General features: G+C 60.6%; 13 protein-coding genes. 11 read left to right on the top strand and 2 right to left on the bottom strand.

The window, feature by feature from the left end:
• Positions 1 to 106 precede the first annotated feature (106 nt).
• The 6 genes from recC to PDR5_RS03550 all read left to right on the top strand — a co-directional run bounded on the left by recC (position 107) and on the right by PDR5_RS03550 (position 11,809).
• Positions 107 to 3,559 carry an exodeoxyribonuclease V subunit gamma gene (gene recC / locus PDR5_RS03525; RefSeq protein WP_064593286.1) on the top strand — a complete coding sequence of 1,151 codons (3,453 nt, stop codon included), beginning with the start codon at positions 107 to 109 and terminating at the stop codon, positions 3,557 to 3,559.
• Positions 3,556 to 7,245 (top strand): exodeoxyribonuclease V subunit beta, encoded by a 3,690-nt coding sequence (gene recB, locus PDR5_RS03530; protein ID WP_064593287.1) that lies wholly within the window; start codon positions 3,556 to 3,558, stop codon positions 7,243 to 7,245. Before recC ends, recB begins: the two co-directional genes overlap by 4 nt.
• Positions 7,242 to 9,344 carry an exodeoxyribonuclease V subunit alpha gene (gene recD, locus PDR5_RS03535; protein WP_064593288.1) on the top strand — a complete coding sequence of 701 codons (2,103 nt, stop codon included), beginning with the start codon at positions 7,242 to 7,244 and terminating at the stop codon, positions 9,342 to 9,344. The genes recB and recD overlap by 4 nt, the downstream gene beginning before the upstream one ends.
• A 124-nt stretch (positions 9,345 to 9,468) precedes the next feature.
• Positions 9,469 to 10,044, top strand: coding sequence for a YfiR family protein (locus PDR5_RS03540; RefSeq protein WP_064593289.1), 576 nt, complete (start codon positions 9,469 to 9,471; stop codon positions 10,042 to 10,044).
• A complete protein-coding gene (locus tag PDR5_RS03545; RefSeq protein WP_064593290.1) occupies positions 10,041 to 11,309 on the top strand; it encodes a diguanylate cyclase domain-containing protein in 1,269 nt (422 codons plus the stop codon). The genes PDR5_RS03540 and PDR5_RS03545 overlap by 4 nt, the downstream gene beginning before the upstream one ends.
• Positions 11,309 to 11,809, top strand: coding sequence for an OmpA family protein (locus tag PDR5_RS03550; RefSeq protein WP_064593291.1), 501 nt, complete (start codon positions 11,309 to 11,311; stop codon positions 11,807 to 11,809). The genes PDR5_RS03545 and PDR5_RS03550 overlap by 1 nt, the downstream gene beginning before the upstream one ends.
• On the opposite strand, the gene PDR5_RS03555 is transcribed toward PDR5_RS03550, so the two are convergent.
• Positions 11,806 to 12,753 (bottom strand): LysR family transcriptional regulator, encoded by a 948-nt coding sequence (locus PDR5_RS03555; protein ID WP_064593292.1) that lies wholly within the window; start codon positions 12,751 to 12,753, stop codon positions 11,806 to 11,808. The two genes, PDR5_RS03550 and PDR5_RS03555, sit on opposite strands and share 4 nt — an antisense overlap.
• 149 nt (positions 12,754 to 12,902) lie before the next feature.
• Here PDR5_RS03555 and PDR5_RS03560 point away from each other — a divergent pair, with 149 nt between their 5' ends.
• Positions 12,903 to 14,429 (top strand): CoA-acylating methylmalonate-semialdehyde dehydrogenase, encoded by a 1,527-nt coding sequence (locus PDR5_RS03560; protein WP_064593293.1) that lies wholly within the window; start codon positions 12,903 to 12,905, stop codon positions 14,427 to 14,429.
• Between the two features lie 9 nt (positions 14,430 to 14,438).
• Positions 14,439 to 15,326, top strand: coding sequence for a 3-hydroxyisobutyrate dehydrogenase (gene mmsB, locus PDR5_RS03565; RefSeq protein WP_039772935.1), 888 nt, complete (start codon positions 14,439 to 14,441; stop codon positions 15,324 to 15,326).
• A gap of 94 nt (positions 15,327 to 15,420) precedes the next feature.
• Here mmsB and PDR5_RS03570 read toward each other — a convergent pair whose 3' ends face one another.
• Entirely contained in the window at positions 15,421 to 15,765 is a 345-nt protein-coding gene (locus PDR5_RS03570; protein ID WP_007953863.1) for a cupin domain-containing protein, read from the bottom strand.
• A gap of 641 nt (positions 15,766 to 16,406) precedes the next feature.
• Here PDR5_RS03570 and PDR5_RS03575 point away from each other — a divergent pair.
• The 3 genes from PDR5_RS03575 to PDR5_RS03585 are packed head-to-tail and all read left to right on the top strand — an operon-like array spanning position 16,407 to position 20,753.
• The gene (locus PDR5_RS03575; RefSeq protein WP_237233792.1) at positions 16,407 to 17,306 is read left to right on the top strand and encodes an acyltransferase; all 900 of its coding nucleotides are present in this window, start codon (positions 16,407 to 16,409) and stop codon (positions 17,304 to 17,306) included.
• On the top strand, positions 17,303 to 18,553 hold the full coding sequence (locus PDR5_RS03580) for a hypothetical protein (RefSeq protein ID WP_064593295.1): 1,251 nt from the start codon (positions 17,303 to 17,305) through the stop codon (positions 18,551 to 18,553). Before PDR5_RS03575 ends, PDR5_RS03580 begins: the two co-directional genes overlap by 4 nt.
• A gap of 22 nt (positions 18,554 to 18,575) precedes the next feature.
• Positions 18,576 to 20,753, top strand: coding sequence for a prenyltransferase/squalene oxidase repeat-containing protein (locus tag PDR5_RS03585; protein WP_064593296.1), 2,178 nt, complete (start codon positions 18,576 to 18,578; stop codon positions 20,751 to 20,753).
• The last annotated feature ends 35 nt before the right edge of the window (positions 20,754 to 20,788 follow it).

Here is a 20,788-nt window from a genome sequence, read left to right on the forward strand (position 1 = left end):
CCGCAGGAAAGTTCGTACGGCATTCTCGGACGCCTTGCGGCTGTCCTCGCCAGCCGACAATGCTAAGGTTCAGTCCTAGCTTTTGTACTTTTCCAAGGAAGCCTTCATGCCGGACACCCAGTCCCTCAACGCTGCATTCATGGTCGTTCAGAGCAATAGCCTGGATGAACTGCGCAGCCTTGTGATCAGCATCATGAGGCGTTATCCACTGGCTCCCTTGGAGAACGAAATTGCACTCGTACAGAGCAACGGCATCGCTCAATGGCTCAAGCTGGCACTGGCTGAGGATCCTGAAGCAGACGACTTAGGCGGCTGTGGTATCGCCGCCGCAATTGATGTGCAACTGCCGGGCAGTTTCATGTGGCAGCTTTACCGGATGGTGCTGGGCCGAGAGGAAATTCCGGCAAAGTCGCTGCTCGACAAGGCACCGTTGACCTGGCGTCTGATGCGCCTGTTGCCACAGGTCATCAACCGGCCGCATTTCGAACCGCTGCAACGCTTTCTCACCCATGACACCGATCTGCGCAAGCGTTACCAGTTGTCCGAACGCTTGGCTGACCTCTTCGACCAATATCAGGTTTACCGCGCTGATTGGCTTGAGGACTGGGCAGAGGGGCATCATCAGCTTCGCAATGTAAGAGGTGAAGCGAAGCCGCTCCCAGCGTCCAGTTGCTGGCAGGCAGAGTTGTGGCGCGCCCTGCTGGACGATGTGGGCGAGCAAGGCATGGCCCAAAGTCGGGCAGGCGTGCACCAGCGATTCATGGAGCGCATCAACAGTCTTGAAAGCGCACCGTCCGGACTTCCCCAGCGAGTGATCGTTTTTGGAATTTCCTCGTTGCCCGCACAAGTACTGGAAGCGTTGGCCGGGCTTTCCCGTTTCAGCCAGGTTTTGTTGTGCGTCCATAACCCCTGTCGTTATCACTGGGCCGATATCGTTGCCGACAAGGATCTACTACGTCATCAGTACAAGCGACAAGCCCGCAAAAACGGCATGCCTGTGGTGCTGGACTCGGAATCACTCCACCAACATGCTCACCCGCTCCTCGCTGCATGGGGTAAGCAAGGTCGTGATTACATCAACCTTCTCGACAGCTACGACGAGCCTGACAGCTATCGCGCAGCATTTCGTAACGGGCGTATCGATCTGTTCAGCGAAACCCAGCCGGAGAACATGCTCAATCAGTTACAGGACGATATTCTGGAACTGCGGCCACTCAGCGAGACTCGAGCGCGCTGGCCGGCAGTCGATCTGACTCAAGACGATTCGATCCGCTTTCATATTGCCCATAGCGCCCAGCGCGAAGTGGAGATTCTCCACGACCAGTTGCTGGCACGTTTCAGTGCCAACCCTCAATTACGCCCGCGCGACGTGATCGTGATGGTGCCTGACATCGATAGCTATGCGCCGCATATCCGCGCCGTCTTTGGTCAGCTGGATCGTCATGACCCACGCTTCATTCCCTTCACCATGGCCGATCAGGGGCAACGCGGACGAGATCCATTGCTGATCGCGGTCGAGCATCTGCTCAAGCTGCCGGATAGCCGTTTTCCCGTCAGTGAGATCCTCGACTTGCTCGACGTTCCTGCGTTACGCGCCAGGTTTGGTGTGCAGGAGCGAGACTTGCCGACCCTGCATCGCTGGATCGAGGGGGCTGGGGTGCGTTGGGGCATCGATGCCGGGCAACGTGCCGAGCTGGGATTGCCCGACGAGTTGGAGCAAAACAGTTGGCGCTTTGGCTTGCGCCGGATGCTGCTCGGTTATGCCGTCGGCAGTTCCGGCGCCTGTGGGGATATCGAGCCGTACGACGAAATCGGTGGTCTCGATGCCGCGCTGATCGGCCCGTTGGTAGCATTGCTGGATGCACTGGAACTCTCGTATCAGCAACTGATGAGGCCTGCACAGCCACAGGAGTGGGGGTATCGGCTTCAGGCGTTGATGCAGCTTTTTTTCAAACCCGAAGACGAGCATGACGACTACCTGCTGGCTCAACTCGAGGAGTTGCGCGAAACCTGGCTGGAAACCTGCGAAGCCGTCGGTCTGCTGGACGAGCTGCCACTGACCGTCGTCCGTGAGGCCTGGCTGGCAGGGCTGGATCAGGGGCGTCTGTCGCAGCGCTTTCTGGCCGGAGCCGTTAACTTTTGCACGCTGATGCCGATGCGCGCGATTCCGTTCAGACTGGTTTGTCTGTTGGGCATGAACGATGGCGATTATCCACGCGCTCAACCACCGTTGGACTTCGATCTCATGGGCAGCGACTACCGGCCGGGAGATCGTTCCCGTCGTGAGGATGATCGTTATCTTCTGCTAGAGGCACTCTTGTCCGCTCGTCATCAGCTCTACATCAGTTGGGTCGGTCGCAGCATTCGCGACAACAGTGATCGGCCAGCCTCTGTGTTGATCGGCCAGTTGCGCGATCATCTCGCCAATGGATGGCGATCGGCTGACGACAACGAGGATCTCCTGATTGCCATGACCCAGGAGCATCCGTTGCAGCCATTCAGTTCGCGCTACTTCCACGACGAAGACAAATTGTTCAGCTACGCCAGCGAATGGCAGGTGCTGCATCAACGTCACGAACGGAACGACGTCGTAACAATGCTTGACCCGCATGTCCAGGAGGAGCCGTTGAGCCTGGAGCTGTTGCAGGACTTCCTGCGCAATCCGGTCCGACACTTTTTCACTCAGCGACTCAAGGTTTACTTCGAAGCGGCGCAGGTACCTCAGGCTGACGAGGAACCCTTTGTGCTGGATGCGTTGCAGCGATACATGCTCAGCGACAGCTTGCTCGGGGCCGCCTTGAGACACCCGGACAATGTTGGTCAGGCACTCGAGTCTCAGGCCCGTCGCCTGCAAAACAGCGGACTGTTGCCCATGGCCGGATTCGGTGAGTGCCTTCAGCGAGAGCTGATCGAACCTTTGCCAGACTTGTTGCAACGCTATCAACAGCTGTTGGCGTTATGGCCAATGCCATTGACCAACGCGCTACCGGTCAATTTTGAATGGCAGGAACTGCGTCTGGAGGGATGGCTGGGCGGTTTGCACCGGCGCGCCGATGGCGGCGTGCTGTCGGTCACGACGATCCCCAACAGCATAGGCTCGATCAAGAGCCGCAAATGGCATCGCATGACCAAATCATGGGTCAGTCACCTTGTCGCGTGTGCCAGTGGGCTTTCCCTGACGACCGCACTGGTGGCCAGTGATGACACGCTCCTTCTTGATCCTCTGGAACCAACCCGAGCGGGGCGAGTTCTTGAGGATCTGCTGCTCGCCTGGCAGACGGGCATGCGCCAGCCGCTGCCGGTCGCGGTGAAAACGGCTTTTGCGTGGCTGGCACAGACCGATCCGGTCAAGGCTGAAGCGGCTGCCCGTAAAGCCTATGAAGGGGATGGTCAGACCAGCGAAGGTGAACGTCGCGAAAGCCCGGCTCTGGCCCGACAATTCGCCGACTATGATGCACTGCAGGCGGATGAAACCTTCTCAGGTTGGTGTGATGCACTGTATCGCCCCTTGCTTGAGGCGGGGTGGCGCACATGGACCCATGAGGAGGCAGGCGCATGAGCAATCAACAGCCGCTCGCGCTGGCATTCCCGTTAAGGGGCAGCCAACTGATCGAAGCCAGCGCGGGCACTGGCAAGACGTTTACCATTTCGGCGTTGTATCTGCGGTTGATCCTCGGCCACGGAGGCGAGGCGAGTGGTTTCGGTCGTGAGCTGTTGCCCCCGCAGATTCTCGTGGTGACCTTCACCGATGCGGCGACCAAGGAGTTGCGCGAGCGTATACGTACACGCCTGGCTGAGGCGGCCCGCTTCTTCCGTGACGAGACACCGCCCCCCGATGCGTTGATCGATGAACTGCGTGCACAGTTCGATCCGCAACAATGGCCCGGCTGCGCCAATCGCCTGGACATCGCTGCGCAATGGATGGACGAGGCCGCGGTCTCGACGATCCACAGTTGGTGTCAGCGAATGCTGCGCGAGCATGCGTTCGACAGCGGCAGTCTGTTTACCCAGACCCTGGAAACCGATCACAGCGACCTGCTCGGCGAAGTGTTGCGCGATTATTGGCGGCTGTTCTGCTACCCGATGCAGGGCGACGCCTTGAGCTGGGTCCGCAGTCACTGGGGAGGGCCGGCGGCCCTGTTGCCGCGTGTACGGGGGCTGTTTGGCACCGAGCGCGAAGGGAACTCAGACCAGACGCCATCCGAACTGATCGAAGAATGCCTGCAGGAACGCCGTGCGGCATTGGTGGAGTTGAAGGGACCATGGCGGCAGTGGTCCGATGAGTTGCTCGCTATCTGCCATCAGGGTGTCGCCAACAAAATGGTGGATGGGCGCAAGATGCAGGCCCGCTATTTCGAACCCTGGTTTGAAAAGCTCAAGGCCTGGGCTGAGGACGAGACGCTCGAACAATTGGATATCGGCACCGGGTTCGCCCGGCTCACACCGGAGGGCATGGCTGAAGCCTGGAAAGGCGAGCCGCCGAGTCACCCGGGCCTGGATGCCATGCCTGTGCTCAAGTCGAGTCTCGACAATTTGCCGACGCCTGATGCGGCGGTGCTGCAGCATGCTGCCAAATGGGTCGGTGCTCGCTTTGAAGATGAGAAGCGCCGTCGAGCCGAAATGGGTTTCGACGACATGCTGCTGCGTCTGGATGCGGCTTTGCAGTCCGACGGTGGGGAGCGTCTCGCCACGCTTATTCGCGAGCAGTTCCCCGTAGCTTTGATCGATGAATTCCAGGACACGGATCCGGTGCAGTACCGGATTTTCGAAAGCATCTATCGCATTGAAGAGAATAACCCCGAGACCGGGCTGTTCCTGATTGGCGACCCCAAGCAGGCGATCTATGCCTTCCGTGGCGCGGATATCTACACCTATCTGCGAGCCCGCCAGGCCACAACCGGACGCCTGCATACCCTGGGCACCAACTTCCGTTCCAGTCACGGGATGGTCCGTGCGGTCAACCATGTGTTCGAGCGTGCCGAGGCCCGTGAGCAAGGGCGCGGGGCGTTTCTGTTCCGAGAGAAAAACGGCGATAACCCGGTGCCGTTCCAGCCTGTAGAGGCGCAGGGACGCAAAGAACATTTGCAGGTAGCCGGGCTGGACGTACCGGCGCTGAACATCTGGCATCTATCTACCGACAAGCCACTGTCCGGGGCAGTTTATCGCCAGCAGTTGGCGGCAGCCTGCGCCAGTGAGATCACAGCCCTGCTCAATGGCGGGCAGACCGGTCGCGTCGGGTTTGCGCAGGAGGGCAAGGATTGGCGTGGACTGCGGCCAGCGGACATTGCGATCCTGGTGCGCGACGGTAAAGAGGCGCAGGCGATATGCGGTGAGCTCGCAGCGCGTGGAGTCCGCAGCGTTTATCTGTCGGACAAGGACTCGGTCTTTGCCGCACAGGAAGCCCATGACCTGTTGTCGTGGCTCAAGGCGTGCGCCGAGCCGGATGTCGAGCGCTCCCTGAAAGCGGCGCTGGCGTGCATCACGCTGAATCTGCCACTGGCTGAACTGGAGCGTCTGAATCAGGACGAACTGGTCTGGGAAACCCGGGTCATGCAGTTCCGCGGTTATCGTGAACTGTGGCGCAAGCAAGGGGTGCTGCCGATGTTGCGGCGCCTGCTGCACGACTTTCAACTGCCGCAGATGCTCATTGCCCGCAGTGATGGTGAGCGGGTGCTGACCAACCTGTTGCACCTGTCGGAGTTGTTGCAACAGGCCGCGTCGGAACTCGATGGTGAGCAGGCACTGATCCGCCATCTGGCCGAGCATTTGGCCCTGTCCGGCCAGGCCGGTGAAGAGCAGATCCTGCGTCTTGAAAGCGACGAACAACTGGTCAAGGTCGTGACCATTCACAAGTCCAAGGGGCTTGAGTACCCGTTGGTGTTCCTGCCTTTCATCTGCTCGGCTAAACCGGTAGATGGCAGTCGATTGCCGCTGCACTACCACGATGAATCCGGCAAGGCTCGCATCAGCCTGAAGCCCGACGCGGAACTGATCGCTGTGGCGGACACCGAACGCCTGGCAGAGGATCTGCGTTTGCTCTACGTCGCGCTGACCCGCGCACAACACGCTTGCTGGCTTGGGGTGACGGATCTCAAGCGCGGCAACCACAGCAGCTCGGTGCTGCACCTTTCTGCACTGGGCTATCTGTTGGGCGGCGGCGTAACGTTGAACGAATCCAGCGGATTGGCCCGCTGGCTGGACGATCTGCAACAGGATTGTTCGGCGCTGAGCGTTGTTGAAATGCCAGAAGCCACCAGCGAGGTTTACCAGCCTCCGCGTAACGAAGCCACTTTGCGTGCCACCCTTTTACCGAGCCGCAGGGCCAGCGAGAACTGGTGGATCGCTTCGTACAGTGCCTTGCGCATCAGTGACGTGCTGAGCGTTGGCAACGACGAAGCCCCCGACAGTCCGCAAGCGCAAAAGCTGTTCGACGACGAACGCCTCGATCCTGAAGCACCGCGCGAGATCATCGCCGGCGGAGCTGATATTCACCGTTTCCCTCGTGGACCGAATCCGGGAACGTTTCTTCACGGTTTGCTCGAGTGGGCGGGTGAGGAGGGCTTCGCGGTCACCCGCGAGTCGCTCGATGATGCGATCGCCCGGCGTTGCAATCGACGGGGCTGGGAGGGCTGGATCACCACCCTCGGCGACTGGTTGCAACACTTGCTCAAACTGCCACTGCCTGCGGGCCTCGACCAACCGCCAGTGGTGCTTGAGCAATTGAAGCAATATCGGGTCGAGATGGAGTTCTGGTTCGCCAGCCACAAGGTCGACGTGCTCAAGCTCGACGAACAGGTGCTTCAATTCACTCACAACGGTGTGGCCCGGGTCGGCGCCGAAGCGGTGCAGCTCAATGGTATGTTCAAAGGCTTTATCGACCTGACGTTCGAGCATGAGGGCCGGTACTACGTGGCCGATTACAAATCCAACTGGCTGGGCGTCGATGACGCCGCGTACACCGAACGGGCCATGGAGCAGTCAATTCTCGACAACCGTTACGACCTGCAATACGTGCTGTACCTGTTGGCACTGCATCGTCAGCTCAAGGCGCGGCTCGCCGATTACGACTACGACCGGCATATCGGCGGCGCGTTGTATCTGTTTCTGCGTGGAACTCGGGCGCCTGGTGGTGGCGTTTACTTCGCACGCCCACCACGGGAGCTGATCGAGCGTCTGGACATCATGTTCCAGGGTAAACCGCAACCCAGGGCCGAGCCCGCGTGGGTGCAGGGAGAATTGCTATGAATCGGACGTTCGCCGACCTGCTGCCCACGCCGCTGACCGCCGACAGCCTCGCGCAGCTGACACCTCTCACCTGTGCCGATGATCTGCTGCTATTGCTCACCCGCTGGGTCGAGCGCGGATGGCTGCGGGCACTGGACAAGGCATTCGTGGCTTTTCTTCATGAATTGGCACCCGATGTCGATCCGCTGGTGTTGCTCGCCGCCGCATTGACCAGTCACCAGCTCGGCCATGGACATGTGTGCCTGGATCTGTTTGAAACCCTCAAGGCGCCGGATTTCGCCCTGTCTTTGCCTCCGGAAGGGGACATGCAACCCGGTGCATTGCTGCTGCCATCGCAGCTGCTTGAAACACTCGACGGGGCGCACTGGTGCAATGTACTGGCCGGCAGTTCGCTGGTGGCACTGGCCGCCGACGAAGGTGCGTCGGCTCAGGAGCGCCCGCTGGTGTTGTCCGGCAAACGCTTGTACTTGCGGCGCTATTGGGCCTACGAGCGGCGTATCGACAGCGCACTGCGTCAGCGACTCGCGGAGCAGGAAGCGACACCACCCGATCTTGCTCGGCGGTTGGACGCACTGTTCGATCCGGCCCAGCGTGCGGATGTCATCGACTGGCAGAAACTCGCCTGCGCCCTGGCTACTCGGAGTGCCTTCAGCATCATCACGGGCGGCCCGGGCACCGGCAAGACGACGACGGTGGTCCGTTTGCTGGCGTTGCTCCAGGCACCTGCGGTCGAGGCTCATCAGCCACTGCGCATTCGGCTCGCGGCGCCTACCGGTAAAGCGGCGGCGCGGCTGACCGAGTCCATCAGTCAGCAGGTGCAGTCGCTGAAGGTCGCTGACAGTGTCCGGGAAAAAATCCCGACCGAGGTGACCACGGTACACCGCCTGCTTGGCAGCCGTCCCGGCACGCGGCACTTTCGCCACCATGCCGGTAACCGCCTGCCACTGGATGTACTGGTGGTCGATGAAGCATCCATGATCGACCTGGAAATGATGGCCAATCTGCTCGATGCCTTGCCGCCTCATGCTCGACTGGTGTTGCTGGGCGACAAGGATCAACTGGCCTCGGTGGAGGCTGGCGCGGTGCTGGGCGATTTGTGCCGTGATGCCGAAGCGGGTTGGTACAGTCCGCAGACTCGCCAGTGGCTGGAAGCGGTGAGCGGCGAATCCCTGCAAGACAGCGGTTTGCAAGAAGGCAGTGACAGCTCGCACCCGCTGGCCCAGCAAGTGGTGATGTTGCGTCACTCACGGCGTTTCGGCGAGGGCAGCGGCATCGGTCAACTGGCGCGACGGGTGAATAAGCAACTCTCGGACGAGGCTCGCCAGTTGCTGGATGCCAAAACCCATGGCGATGTGTTTTCGTTGCCACTTCAGAACGAGCACGACCGGAAACTTGAGCACCTGGTGCTCGATGGACACGGCGAAGGCCCCCACGGTTATCGACACTATCTGAGCATTTTGCGCGATCGACGTCCGGTGAGCGGAACGCCGCTCGAGAACCCGGGTTGGGTCGATTGGGCGCGTGACGTCCTGCGGGCCTTCGATACCTTCCAGTTGTTGTGCGCAGTGCGCAAAGGGCCGTGGGGTGTTGAGGGGCTTAATCAGCGCATCACCGATGCATTGCTCAAGGCGCGGCTGATCGAGAGCGACCAGCAATGGTACGAAGGCCGGCCGGTGTTGATGACTCGAAACGACTATGGCCTCGGGCTGATGAACGGTGACATCGGTATCGCCCTGAAATTGCCCGAGCGCGATGGCCCGGATGCCGGTAAGTCGGTGTTGCGCGTGGCGTTCCCGCGTAACGACGGGCGCGGTGGGGTGCGTTTCGTGTTGCCGAGCCGGCTCAATGATGTCGAGACCGTGTACGCCATGACCGTGCACAAGTCACAGGGCTCGGAGTTTGCCCATACCGCGCTGATCCTGCCGGACGCCCTGAACCCCGTGTTGACCAAGGAACTGATATACACCGGAATTACCCGGGCCAAGGACTGGTTCACCTTGATCGAACCCCGCAATGGCGTATTTGAAGAGGCAGTACAACGCAAGGTGAAGCGCTTGAGCGGACTGATGCTGGAACTGGAAGAAGGAAGGACGCCTTGAGGATGAAGGTGCCTGGATGACTGACGATTATTGACCGACCGGTCAGAGGTCGCTGTATCGCTGGTGTTCCAGCGCTGTGCTATCGTTGCGGCATCATTTCGTAACGATCCAAGAGAATCCCTGCATGAAGGTGGCTGTCTGGGCGACAGAGCGCGTAGTTGTCTGCAAGCCGGCATTGCTTGCCGTTGCACTCTGTTTGCTCACGGGTGTGGCCGCTGCCCAGACTCCAGCCCCTGCGGGGATGGCCGAACAGCGGGCCAAATCCGTCACTCAGGTTGTCCTCGGTATCCTCAGTTATGCGCGCTGGCCGGTAGAGCCGGCGCAGTTGCGCCTGTGCATCGTCGGCCCGACCGAATACACCGATGACCTGGTCAAGGGCACGACCCAGGCCACGGGCCGTCCGGTCATCGTGCGCCGGCTGTTGGCCGACAATCCAGCCATCGTCAGCGAGTGCGACGCGGTCTATATCGGCAAACTCACCACAGACGAACGCAGCCGGCTGTTCGCGTCCCTGATCGGCCATCCGGTGCTGAGCATCAGCGAAGGCGGCGATCAATGCACGGTCGGCAGTCTGTTCTGCCTGCGGGTTGGTGATGAACAAGTGTCGTTCGAGGTCAATCTCGACTCCGTCGCTCGTAGCGGTGTGCGCATTCACCCCAGCGTGCTGCAGTTGTCGCGCCGCAAACCGGCGGTGCCATGAGACGCGACAAATCCACAGGGCGCCCGACCCTCGGCTCGGTCATCGGCCGTGGCAACCTGATTGTGGCGCTGGTCGCCGTGGCAATGGCCAGTGTGTCGCTGACGCTGCTCGGGGTGCTGGCGCTGCGGGTCTATGCCGATCACAACCTGCACTTGATCGCCCGCTCGATCAGTTACACCGTGGAAGCCGCCGTGGTGTTCAACGACAAGGCCGCCGCGACCGAAGCGCTGGCGTTGATCGCCTCGACCGAAGAAGTGGCCGATGCCCAGGTGCTGGACGCTCAGGGTCAATTGCTCGCGCGCTGGCAGCGTCCGGAGAACGGCCTGATTTCCGAGCTGGAGATGCAGGTCGCGCGAGTCATTCTGGAAAAACCCATCAACCTGCCGATCCAGCATCAGGATCGCGAGATCGGGCGGATCTTGCTGATCGGCCACGGTGGCAGCCTGATGCGTTTTCTGTTGAGCGGTCTGGCGGGGATCATTCTCTGCACGGCGATCAGCGCCTGGGTCGCGCTGTACCTGGCGCAGCGTCAGTTGCGCAGGATCATCGGCCCGTTGCACAGCCTGGCGGCGGTGGCGCATGCGGCCCGCAGCGAGCGGGCACTGGATCGACGGGTGCCACGGGCAAAAATTGCCGAACTGGACAACCTCGGCACCGACTTCAATGCCCTGCTCGATGAACTCGAATCCTGGCAAACCCACTTGCAGAGCGAGAACGAAACCCTCGCCCATCAGGCCAGCCATGACAGCCTCACCGGGTTGCCGAACCGGGCCTTTTTCGAAGGCCGCCTGATCCGTGCTCTGCGCAATGCCCACAAGTTGAATGAGCAAGTGGCGGTGCTGTTTCTCGACAGCGACCGTTTCAAGGACATCAACGACAACTTCGGTCATGCCGCTGGCGATGCCGTGCTGGTGGCGGTGGCGAATCGGGTGCGGGCGCAGTTGCGTGAAGAGGATCTGGTGGCGCGTCTGGGCGGTGACGAGTTCGCCGTTCTGCTCACGCCCTTGCACAAGACCGAAGACGCCGAACGCATTGCCGACAAGATCCTCGCCAGCATGGACACCCCGATTGCGCTGCCGGGCGACAGCAGTGTCGTGACGTCGCTCAGTATCGGCATCGCGGTTTACCCCGATCATGGCGTCACGCCTGGCACCTTGCTTGATGCGGCCGATGCCGCGATGTATCAAGCCAAGCGTTTGTCGCGCGGCGCCCAATTCACGGCCGGGACGGAGTACCCGGTCGATTCCGTTCAAACCAGGAGCTGATGCCCGTGTCCTCACTTTCCTTTCGCCTGTTTTCCACTCTGTTGCTGACGGCCATGCTGGCCCTGACCGGTTGCCAGACCGCCCCGCAAAAAGGCCTGACGCCGGCCCAGGTCGCGGTTCTCAAGCAGCAAGGCTTCGAGCTGACCGATGACGGCTGGGAGTTTGGCCTGTCGGGCAAAGTATTGTTTGGCAGCGATGTCGAAAGCCTGAATCAGCAAAGTACCGAAATCGTCGAGCGTATCGGTAAAGCCTTGCTGGGTGTCGGCATCGAGCGCGTGCGGGTCGATGGCCACACCGACGCTTCGGGCAAGGAAACCTATAACCAGCAGCTGTCACTGCGTCGCGCGAAAAGCGTCGGCAAAGTGCTGACCTCGGTCGGCATGAAAGAAGAGAACATCCAGTTGCAAGGCCTCGGCAGCCGCGAACCGGTCGCCTCCAACGATACCGCCGCCGGCCGCACCGAAAACCGCCGGGTGTCGATCGTGGTCAGCGCCGATTAGTCGGCGAACTGCATCTCTCGAGTTTCACCCATCAACAGCGCCTGATTGCGCTCGGTCACCTCACGGATGTAATCCCACAACAGGGTGATCCGCTTGAGCTTGCGCAGGTCTTCCCGGCAGTACATCCAGAACTGCCGGGTGATATCGATTTCCTCCGGCAACACCGGCAGCAGGCGCGGATCCTGAGCCGCGAGAAAGCACGGCAGAATCGCCAGCGAGCGCCCCTGCTGCGCCGCCACGAACTGCGCAATCACGCTGGTGCTGCGTAAATTGGCGCTGGCACCGGGCAACACGTTCGCCAGATACAGCAGCTCCGAGCTGAACGCCAGGTCATCCACGTAACTGATGAATTGATGCTTGCCCAGGTCGGCGGGGCGGCGGATCGGCGGATGTTTGTCCAGGTATTCCTGGGTCGCGTAGAGCTGCAAGCGGTAGTCGCAGAGTTTGCAGCACACGTACGGCCCGTGTTCCGGGCGCTCGAGGGCGATGACGATGTCGGCCTCGCGTTTGGACAGGCTGATGAAGTGTGGCAGCGGCAGGATGTCCACCGAGATCGCCGGGTAGGCGTCGACGAAGTGGCTCAGTTGCGGGGTGATGAAGAAGCTGCCGAAACCTTCGGTGCAGCCCATCCGCACGTGCCCGGACAGTGCGACGCCGGAGCCCGACACTTGCTCGCAGGCCATGTGCAGCGTGCTTTCGATCGACTCGGCATAACTCAGCAGGCGCTGGCCTTCGGCAGTCAGCACGAAACCGTTGGTGCGCGACTTTTCGAACAGCAAAGTGCCGAGCGCCGCTTCCAGCGAACTGATTCGCCGCGACACGGTGGTGTAGTCCACCGCCAGGCGTTTGGCCGCCGTGCTGGCCTTGCGGGTACGGGCGACTTCAAGGAAAAACTTGAGGTCATCCCAATTCAGCGAGCCTAGAGAGGTGATGTTTTTTTGCATGATGGACGGGCTTATATGTGCGTTCTTATTAGAAGTTTGCACATCTATACTCCAAAAACAGTCCGACAACCAATTCGTGACACACGCCTCATCTCAAGGCGAACCTTTCGCCTTGGCTCCTAAGATAAAAACAAGTTCTGGAGACCAGCATGAACGCATCGCTTACGCCCAACGAAACCACGATCCAGAAGGTCAAGCTGCTGATCGACGGCGAGTGGGTCGAGTCGCAGACCACCGAGTGGCACGACATCGTCAACCCAGCGACCCAGCAGGTTCTGGCCAAGGTTCCATTCGCCACCGCCGCTGAAGTCGACGCTGCTGTCAGCGCCGCCCAGCGCGCCTTCCAGACCTGGAAGCTGACCCCGATTGGCGCGCGCATGCGCATCATGCTCAAGCTGCAGGCGTTGATCCGCGAACATTCCAAACGCATCGCCGTGGTGCTGAGCGCCGAGCAGGGCAAGACCATTGCCGATGCCGAAGGCGACATTTTCCGTGGCCTGGAGGTGGTCGAGCACGCCTGCTCCATCGGCAGCCTGCAAATGGGCGAGTTCGCCGAGAACGTCGCCGGCGGCGTCGACACCTACACCCTGCGCCAACCGATCGGCGTTTGCGCCGGCATTACCCCGTTCAACTTCCCGGCAATGATTCCGCTGTGGATGTTCCCGATGGCCATTGCCTGCGGCAACACCTTCGTCCTCAAACCATCCGAACAGGATCCGCTGTCGACCATGTTGCTGGTGGAGCTGGCGATTGAAGCCGGCATTCCGGCCGGTGTGCTTAACGTCGTTCATGGTGGCAAGGACGTGGTTGACGGCCTGTGCACCCACAAGGACATCAAGGCGGTTTCGTTCGTCGGTTCGACCGCCGTCGGCACTCACGTTTATGACCTGGCCGGTAAGCACGGCAAGCGCGTGCAATCGATGATGGGCGCGAAGAACCACGCGGTGGTGCTGCCGGATGCCAATCGCGAGCAAGCGCTCAATGCCTTGGTCGGTGCCGGTTTCGGTGCGGCGGGTCAACGTTGCATGGCCACTTCGGTGGTGGTGCTGGTGGGCGCGGCCAAACAGTGGCTGCCGGATCTGAAAGCGCTGGCGCAGAAACTCAAAGTCAACGCCGGCAACGAGCCGGGCACCGACGTCGGCCCGGTGATTTCGAAAAAGGCCAAGGCGCGAATTCTCGATCTGATCGAAAGCGGCATCAAGGAAGGCGCGAAACTCGAACTGGACGGTCGCGACATCAGCGTGCCGGGCTACGAGCACGGCAACTTCGTCGGTCCGACCCTGTTCTCCGGGGTCACCACCGACATGCAGATCTACACCCAGGAAATCTTCGGCCCGGTGTTGGTGGTGCTGGAAGTCGACACCCTCGATCAGGCCATCGCGCTGGTCAACGCCAACCCGTTCGGCAACGGCACGTGCCTGTTCACCCAGAGCGGTGCGGCGGCGCGTAAGTTCCAGACTGAAATCGACGTCGGCCAGGTCGGCATCAACATCCCGATTCCGGTACCGGTTCCGTTCTTCAGCTTTACCGGTTCGCGCGGTTCGAAACTCGGCGACCTCGGCCCGTACGGCAAGCAAGTGGTGCAGTTCTACACCCAGACCAAAACGGTCACAGCGCGCTGGTTCGACGACGACAGCGTCAACGACGGCGTGAACACCACCATCAACCTGCGTTGAGGAATGGCCATGAAAATCGCATTTATCGGGCTGGGCAACATGGGCGCGCCGATGGCGCGCAACCTGATCAAGGCCGGGCATTCGCTGAACCTGGTGGACCTGAACAAAACCGTGCTGGCGGAACTCGAGCAACTGGGCGGCACCATCCGCGCTTCGGCTCGCGAAGCTGCTGAAGATGCTGAACTGGTGATCACCATGTTGCCGGCGGCGGTGCATGTGCGCAGCGTCTGGCTCGGTGAAGACGGCGTGCTCGCCGGGATCGGCAAAGGCGTGCCGGCGGTGGATTGCAGCACCATCGATCCGCAGACGGCACGCGATGTCGCGGCGGCGGCTGCCAAACAAGGCGTGGCCATGGCCGACGCTCCGGTGTCCGGCGGCACTGGCGGCGCCACGGCCGGGACGCTGACCTTCATGGTCGGTGCTACCCCGGAACTGTTCGCCACCCTGCAACCGGTGCTGGCGCAGATGGGCCGCAACATCGTGCATTGCGGTGAGGTCGGCACCGGCCAGATCGCCAAGATCTGCAACAACCTGTTGCTCGCCATTTCGATGGTCGGCGTCAGCGAGGCGATGGCGCTGGGTGATGCGCTGGGGATCGACACCACGGTGCTCGCCGGGATCATCAACAGCTCGACCGGTCGTTGCTGGAGTTCGGAAATGTACAACCCGTGGCCGGGCATCGTCGAAACGGCGCCGGCCTCACGCGGCTACACGGGGGGCTTCGGCGCCGAGCTGATGCTCAAGGATCTGGGGCTGGCCACCGAAGCGGCGCGTCAGGCCCATCAGCCAGTGGTGCTGGGCGCGGTGGCGCAGCAGTTGTATCAGGCGATGAGTCAGCGCGGGGAAGGGGGCAAGGACTTCTCGGCGATCATCAACAGCTATCGCAAGCCGCAGTAATCGTCGTCAGGCCTGTGCTCGCCACAGGTCTGCACATCCAATGCAGTAGGTGTTGCCGGGAAATCACGTCGGGTGGTTTCCCGGCTTTTTTGTATCAGGCGAACACGAAATATTTGCGCACGGTCTCGACGACTTCCCAAGTGCCTTTCATGCCGGGCTCGACCACGAAGATGTCGCCGGCGCGCAGGTGGATCGGCTCCATGCCGTCCGGGGTAATCACGCAGTAGCCTTCCTGGAAATGGCAGTACTCCCACTTCACGTAATCCACCCGCCACTTGCCCGGCGTGCAGATCCACGTGCCCATGATCTTGCTGCCGTCTTCGCTGGTGTAGGCGTTGAGGTTGACGGTGTGCGGGTCGCCCTCGAGTTTTTCCCATTTACAGGCGTCGAGTACGGGCAGGGGATGGGTGTCGCGCAGAACGGTGATAGGTGCGGGCATGACGGCTCCAGGCCAAAGGGGGTTGGAGCCGTCACCGTAGCTTTCGCGGGTACTGTCGGAATGTCTGGGGTCGACCTCCAGATGCCTGTAAGCGCTGGGGGCAAGTCTGCGTGACTCGCGAATGTGCACCATCGCTGTGCATATCAGACGGTTTTAGTACAAGCGTGCACTATAAAAGTTCAATCAATTTTTAGACTAAAACGAGATAACCATTCTGACACCTATTGCAAAACAAAATCGTCTGTACTATAACATTCGTACTAAAGAACTATTCCTCAAAACGGAGCTTCATCTGAGTCACGGACAGACTTGAATCGGCTTTTTCTCATCTCGACAACTGACTTGGCCTTTGGCTCAAGTGTGAACCTTTATCTGTTGTTAATGAATAATGACAGTTGAATGAACCGGACAGTTAATAAGTGGCGCGGACGCAATGTCTCGCGTGCTTTGAGTTGAAGCCTTAAATGAACAGTTAATTAATTATTTGTGCACTGGCGGATTTATATCTGCGGGATACGCACGCCTATCGGAATTTTATGTGCCCGGCATCAATGGAATGAGGCTTTATTGTGGACGACATAAACGTAATTGAAGTTTCGACGACTGTTGATAGTTCAAGTGAGCTTGGCCGGCACGTCTGGGTGCGTGCCGGCAGTCGCCTGAAAAACGTGCAGATCGGCGATGACTGCTTCATCGGCTTCAGGTGCGATTTGCAGCACGCGTCGGTCGGCAAGTCCAGCATGTTCGCCACTGGTGCCCAGTGCCTGGGGACGGCGCAGTCGCCGGTTCGGATTGCCGAAAATGTCTGGGTGGGCGCCAAGGCCACCGTGACTGCCGGTGTTTCCATCGGTGCCGGGGCCGTGGTGGCGGCTGGCGCATTGGTGACCGCGGATGTGCCGCCGGACGCAATCGTCGTCGGTCGCCCGGCGCGGGTCATTGCCCAGCGCACTGTGGTCGAGGACGGCCGGCCGAGCCCGGAACCGGTGCTGGCCAAAGTCCGGGACCGGGCGCGCCAGGGCTTGCCGTCGATGCTCGATCGGTCCACGCAGTCGGTCGCGCGGCTCAAGTCGCTGAACCCCGACACCCTGACGTGGGACATCAGCGACGATGCCCTGATCGATGCCGAATTGCGCGGAGGGGCGTCAGTGGAGATCGCCCGGGACTGCATCCTGATCGGGCGCAGCAACCGTCAGGGCGGCATGTCACAACTGGGCGGCATTGAACTGGGCACTGGCGCTCGACTGGCGCCGGGCGTGGTGATCGAAGCGGCCGGCGGAGTGACCATCGGTGCCTTCAGCGAGCTGGCCGAAGGCGTCACGATTGTCGCGTCCACTCATGATCATTCGTTCCGCTCACTGCCTTGGGAGGAGGCACCGGTGCGCATTGGAAGTCGTTGCGTTATTGGCGAGGGCGCCATCTTGGTAGGTCCACTGAATATTGGTGACGGTGCCGTTATCAAACCGTACTCGGTGGTTATAAGGGATGTATTGGAAAACACTGTGGTTCATGGCGTTGTTCAACTAATGGAGATTCAAGAATGATTTTATTTGCCCCCAATCCAACCGGTTCCGGTCACAACATGCGCGCGCTGTCCATCGCTCAGGCGATTAAAAAGCAGCGCCCGGACATGCCATTGACCGTGGCACTGGCTTCCCTGCAGCCGACCTTTACGCCGATGTTTGAAAAGTCCGGCGTTGAAGTTGTGGATATTGCCGGCCGTTTGGTCGATTACTCGAAAAAGAGCAACTTGTCGAAAGAACTCGACTGGAATAATTACATTGGCGGCTATATCGCCAATACCTTCTTGTCCGGCGAGCGGATTCTGTCTTACCTGGCCTTGATCGCCGAATACAAGCCGACCGCCCTGGTGTCGGACTACAACATGGCCGCCTGCCTGGCCGCGATTTTCAGCGGTACGCCGCTGGTGTTCGTCACCGAGCGCTACGACTTCACCCTTTGCCAGCTCGAAGACCATGATCTGGCCGACGGCGGTTTCGAAGTCAACGCGCTGGAAATGGCCCGCGCCCGAACCGCGCTGCACAGCCAGTTCAACTGGATGATCAATCAGAGCCAGCTGGTGCTGACCGACAAACCGTACGTGGCTTCCCTCGATCAGGGCACTCCGGTGGCCGAAGCGCTGGCCAGCGGCAAGGCGCATTTTGTTGGGCCGATGATCCGCGACATCAATGTGCAGACCGGTTTGAACGTGCGCGAGCAACTGAACCTCGGCGACTCGCCGTTCATTGTCGCCTCTATCAGTGGCACGACCATGTTCGCGGAGAACAAGGACGCATTGCTTGCCGCATATCTGGACAGCTTCAAGATCCTGCGCGAGCGCAATCCGGAACTGAAACTGGTGTTGCTGGGCCGTCAGGATATCCAGGCTCAGGACGGTGTAGTTTGTGTGCCGTACTACCCGGACTGGATGGGCCTGCTGCGCGAAGCCAGCCTGCTGATTTCGGCACCGGGCTGGATCACCGTGACTGAGATCGCGGCGATGAATATTCCGACCCTGTTCCTGTTGTCGTCCAAGTCCGAATACCACGAACTGGAAGCTCTGCGTCGTCTGGAGTTGCTGGGCTTCCCGACGCATATCGGATACGACCGTGATCGTATCGTCGAACTGATCCAGGGCGAACTGGAAAAAGACACCGGCGCTTCGACCTATTACGCACCGCATCAGCAAGTGGCTGCGCCGGATGGCGAAGGTGCCGCCCGCGCCGCGACGCGCATCATCGAGTTGTGCCAGGGCAGCGTTGTGTCGCTGACCGAAAGCAAAGCCGCTTAACCTCAAGGAAGAGGGATTCACCATGTCACTGCATCCGCAGTTTCTATTTGATCAAGGCCTCAAGGACATCGAGCACGGCGGCTTTTTCGCCGTGACCGATGCCAGTGGCGAGGTGGCGATTTCCAGCGACAAGCAGTTGCAGGATCAAGTCGCCGCGACGCTCTACCAGGCCGAGCACGGCGACGATGTCGAACTGCGTTTTGCCCATGACGGGCTGATGCGTTTGCATGATGCGTCGAATGGCGGTTTCCACGAACTGGCCGACCGCTACTGGACGCCGCACGGCTCCGGACGCTGCCGCACGCTGGCATTGCAACTGGACGCACTGGCAGCATTGATTGCCTATCAGCGTCGGGTGCCGCAGGACGCGGCGAATAATGCCGCGATCCACGGCCTGCTGGAAAAGGTCGAAGCGCTCTACGCCCGTTCCACCGTCGCCGGTCTGTACAGCAGCGACTGGTCGACGCCGCTGGAGCTGGCGACCTCGATCGATCTCGACATCAGCGCCACGGCCTTGCTCGCGCGTATCGACAATCAGCCGTTGGGTCTCGGGTTGGTCGGGCACTTGCAGATTCATGCAGAAAACCTGATCGGCCGGGTGGCCGGCAGCGACAGCCAATCCTGTGTCGATGTGGCGCTGACCCGTTGCGGTGTGCGTGCGCAGGTCAGTCTGGTACTGGCGCAACTGGCCGATGTGCGGGACGACAATGCGTTGTCGAATCTGGCCCGTTCGTTCCTGCTGCAAACCCTGGCGCTGTTCCGCGATCCGGCGTACGGCGGGTATTGGGATCGGGTCGGGATCAACGGCAAAGTGCGTTGCGACTGGCACACCTCGTACAAAAATCACGAGTCGCCATTCCCGATCAAGACTGCCTACGACGTGGCGTTGCTGTTGCAGGCGATTCAGGCCTTGCCGTCCGGCGCGAGCGAAGCGGATCGGGCTTCGGTGACGGCAGCGTTGCTGGAGTTCCATGACGCCCGCAATGGCGGTCTGTTCATGGGCAAGGGCTACTTCTGGTCGACCCCGGATGACCCGACCGTACCGTTCATTCGGCAGTTCTGGGCGCCGCCGCGTCAGCCGGGGATCTTCAGCATCGGCAACCTGACGTACCTGCCGCTGCACCTGAAAAGCCTGAAAACCCAGCTCGCCGCCGCCCACGCCTTGCAGTCCATCGCGCCGGCCGCTGCCGTCACTCATCATGACGATGCGGTGCTGGTAAACCGTGAGCTGCAAGTGATCGATGGCGGTGGTGATGTGCAGCGCATTCACCCGAATGGCGTGCCGACCATCAAGGTCGATCTGCAGCGTTATCTGGCGTGGCTGGCCAAGGCCCGGGCGTCGAATGAAACGCCCTACGGGCTGACCGCCGAAACCGCGCCGCTGGGTTTCCGTGCCGACAAGACCTGGCAGGTTTTTTCCGGGCTGCATGTGATTTCGGACTTGCACGCCCTGGGCCTGCAAATCGAAAACAAGGCCAGCCTGATCGATTGCATCAGGGCCTCGCAAAACACCGACGGCGGATTCGCCGAGCAGCCGGGGCATCTGAGCGATGTGTTCGCGACCTACTGCGCGGTGTTGTCGCTGCGAGTGCTGGGCGCGTTGCCGAACGATATCGGCGGTTGCGTGCGTTACCTGCAAGCGTGCCAAAACCCCGATGGCGGGTTCGGCGATGTGCCGGGTTTCGGCTCCGATATTTGGCACACCAACCTGGCGGTGCTGTCGCTGCACGCCCTTGAAGCCAAGGCGCCGGACGAGCAGGGCGTGATGGCGTTTGCCTTGCGCTGCCGCTCGGTCGATGGCGGGTTCGCAAACAAGCCGGGTTATCCGCCGGACGCGTTTTCGGTGTACCGCGTGGTGTCGACGCTGTTCATTCTCAACCGACGCATCGTTGATGCGGAACAGACCGTCGCCTGGCTTCAGAGCCTGCAACTGTCCAACGGCTCGTTCCATTACCGGCCGGGCAAAGCGGTCAGCCTGGTGGGTACTTACATGGCCATCGCAGCAATGTATTTGCTCGACGCGCAGCCGACGTATCTGCAGGAATCGAAAGACTGGATCGCTGCCCATCAGAAGCAGGACGGTGGATTCGGCCCGCTCAACGCGACCTCGGCGACCACCGACGAAAGCTTCGTCTGCATCCAGACGCTGCTGATTCTCGAGCAAGGGCTGTCGCCATACTGGGTCGCGTTGTTGAACTGATCCGCACACAGCATCGAAGGACGTTCAATCATCAT

The sequence above is a fragment of the Pseudomonas sp. DR 5-09 genome, from assembly GCF_001655595.1.
In the GTDB taxonomy this organism is placed as follows: Bacteria; Pseudomonadota; Gammaproteobacteria; order Pseudomonadales; family Pseudomonadaceae; genus Aquipseudomonas; species Aquipseudomonas pharyngis.

What these genes read in the sequence shown, in the direction of transcription:
- recC (WP_064593286.1), top strand. Translation starts at nt 107, where the DNA reads ATGCCGGACACCCAGTCCCTCAACGCTGCATTCATGGTCGTTCAGAGC.
- recB (WP_064593287.1), top strand. Translation starts at nt 3,556, where the DNA reads ATGAGCAATCAACAGCCGCTCGCGCTGGCATTCCCGTTAAGGGGCAGC.
- recD (WP_064593288.1), top strand. Translation starts at nt 7,242, where the DNA reads ATGAATCGGACGTTCGCCGACCTGCTGCCCACGCCGCTGACCGCCGAC.
- PDR5_RS03540 (WP_064593289.1), top strand. Translation starts at nt 9,469, where the DNA reads ATGAAGGTGGCTGTCTGGGCGACAGAGCGCGTAGTTGTCTGCAAGCCG.
- PDR5_RS03545 (WP_064593290.1), top strand. Translation starts at nt 10,041, where the DNA reads ATGAGACGCGACAAATCCACAGGGCGCCCGACCCTCGGCTCGGTCATC.
- PDR5_RS03550 (WP_064593291.1), top strand. Translation starts at nt 11,309, where the DNA reads ATGCCCGTGTCCTCACTTTCCTTTCGCCTGTTTTCCACTCTGTTGCTG.
- PDR5_RS03555 (WP_064593292.1), bottom strand. Translation starts at nt 12,753, where the DNA reads ATGCAAAAAAACATCACCTCTCTAGGCTCGCTGAATTGGGATGACCTC.
- PDR5_RS03560 (WP_064593293.1), top strand. Translation starts at nt 12,903, where the DNA reads ATGAACGCATCGCTTACGCCCAACGAAACCACGATCCAGAAGGTCAAG.
- mmsB (WP_039772935.1), top strand. Translation starts at nt 14,439, where the DNA reads ATGAAAATCGCATTTATCGGGCTGGGCAACATGGGCGCGCCGATGGCG.
- PDR5_RS03570 (WP_007953863.1), bottom strand. Translation starts at nt 15,765, where the DNA reads ATGCCCGCACCTATCACCGTTCTGCGCGACACCCATCCCCTGCCCGTA.
- PDR5_RS03580 (WP_064593295.1), top strand. Translation starts at nt 17,303, where the DNA reads ATGATTTTATTTGCCCCCAATCCAACCGGTTCCGGTCACAACATGCGC.
- PDR5_RS03585 (WP_064593296.1), top strand. Translation starts at nt 18,576, where the DNA reads ATGTCACTGCATCCGCAGTTTCTATTTGATCAAGGCCTCAAGGACATC.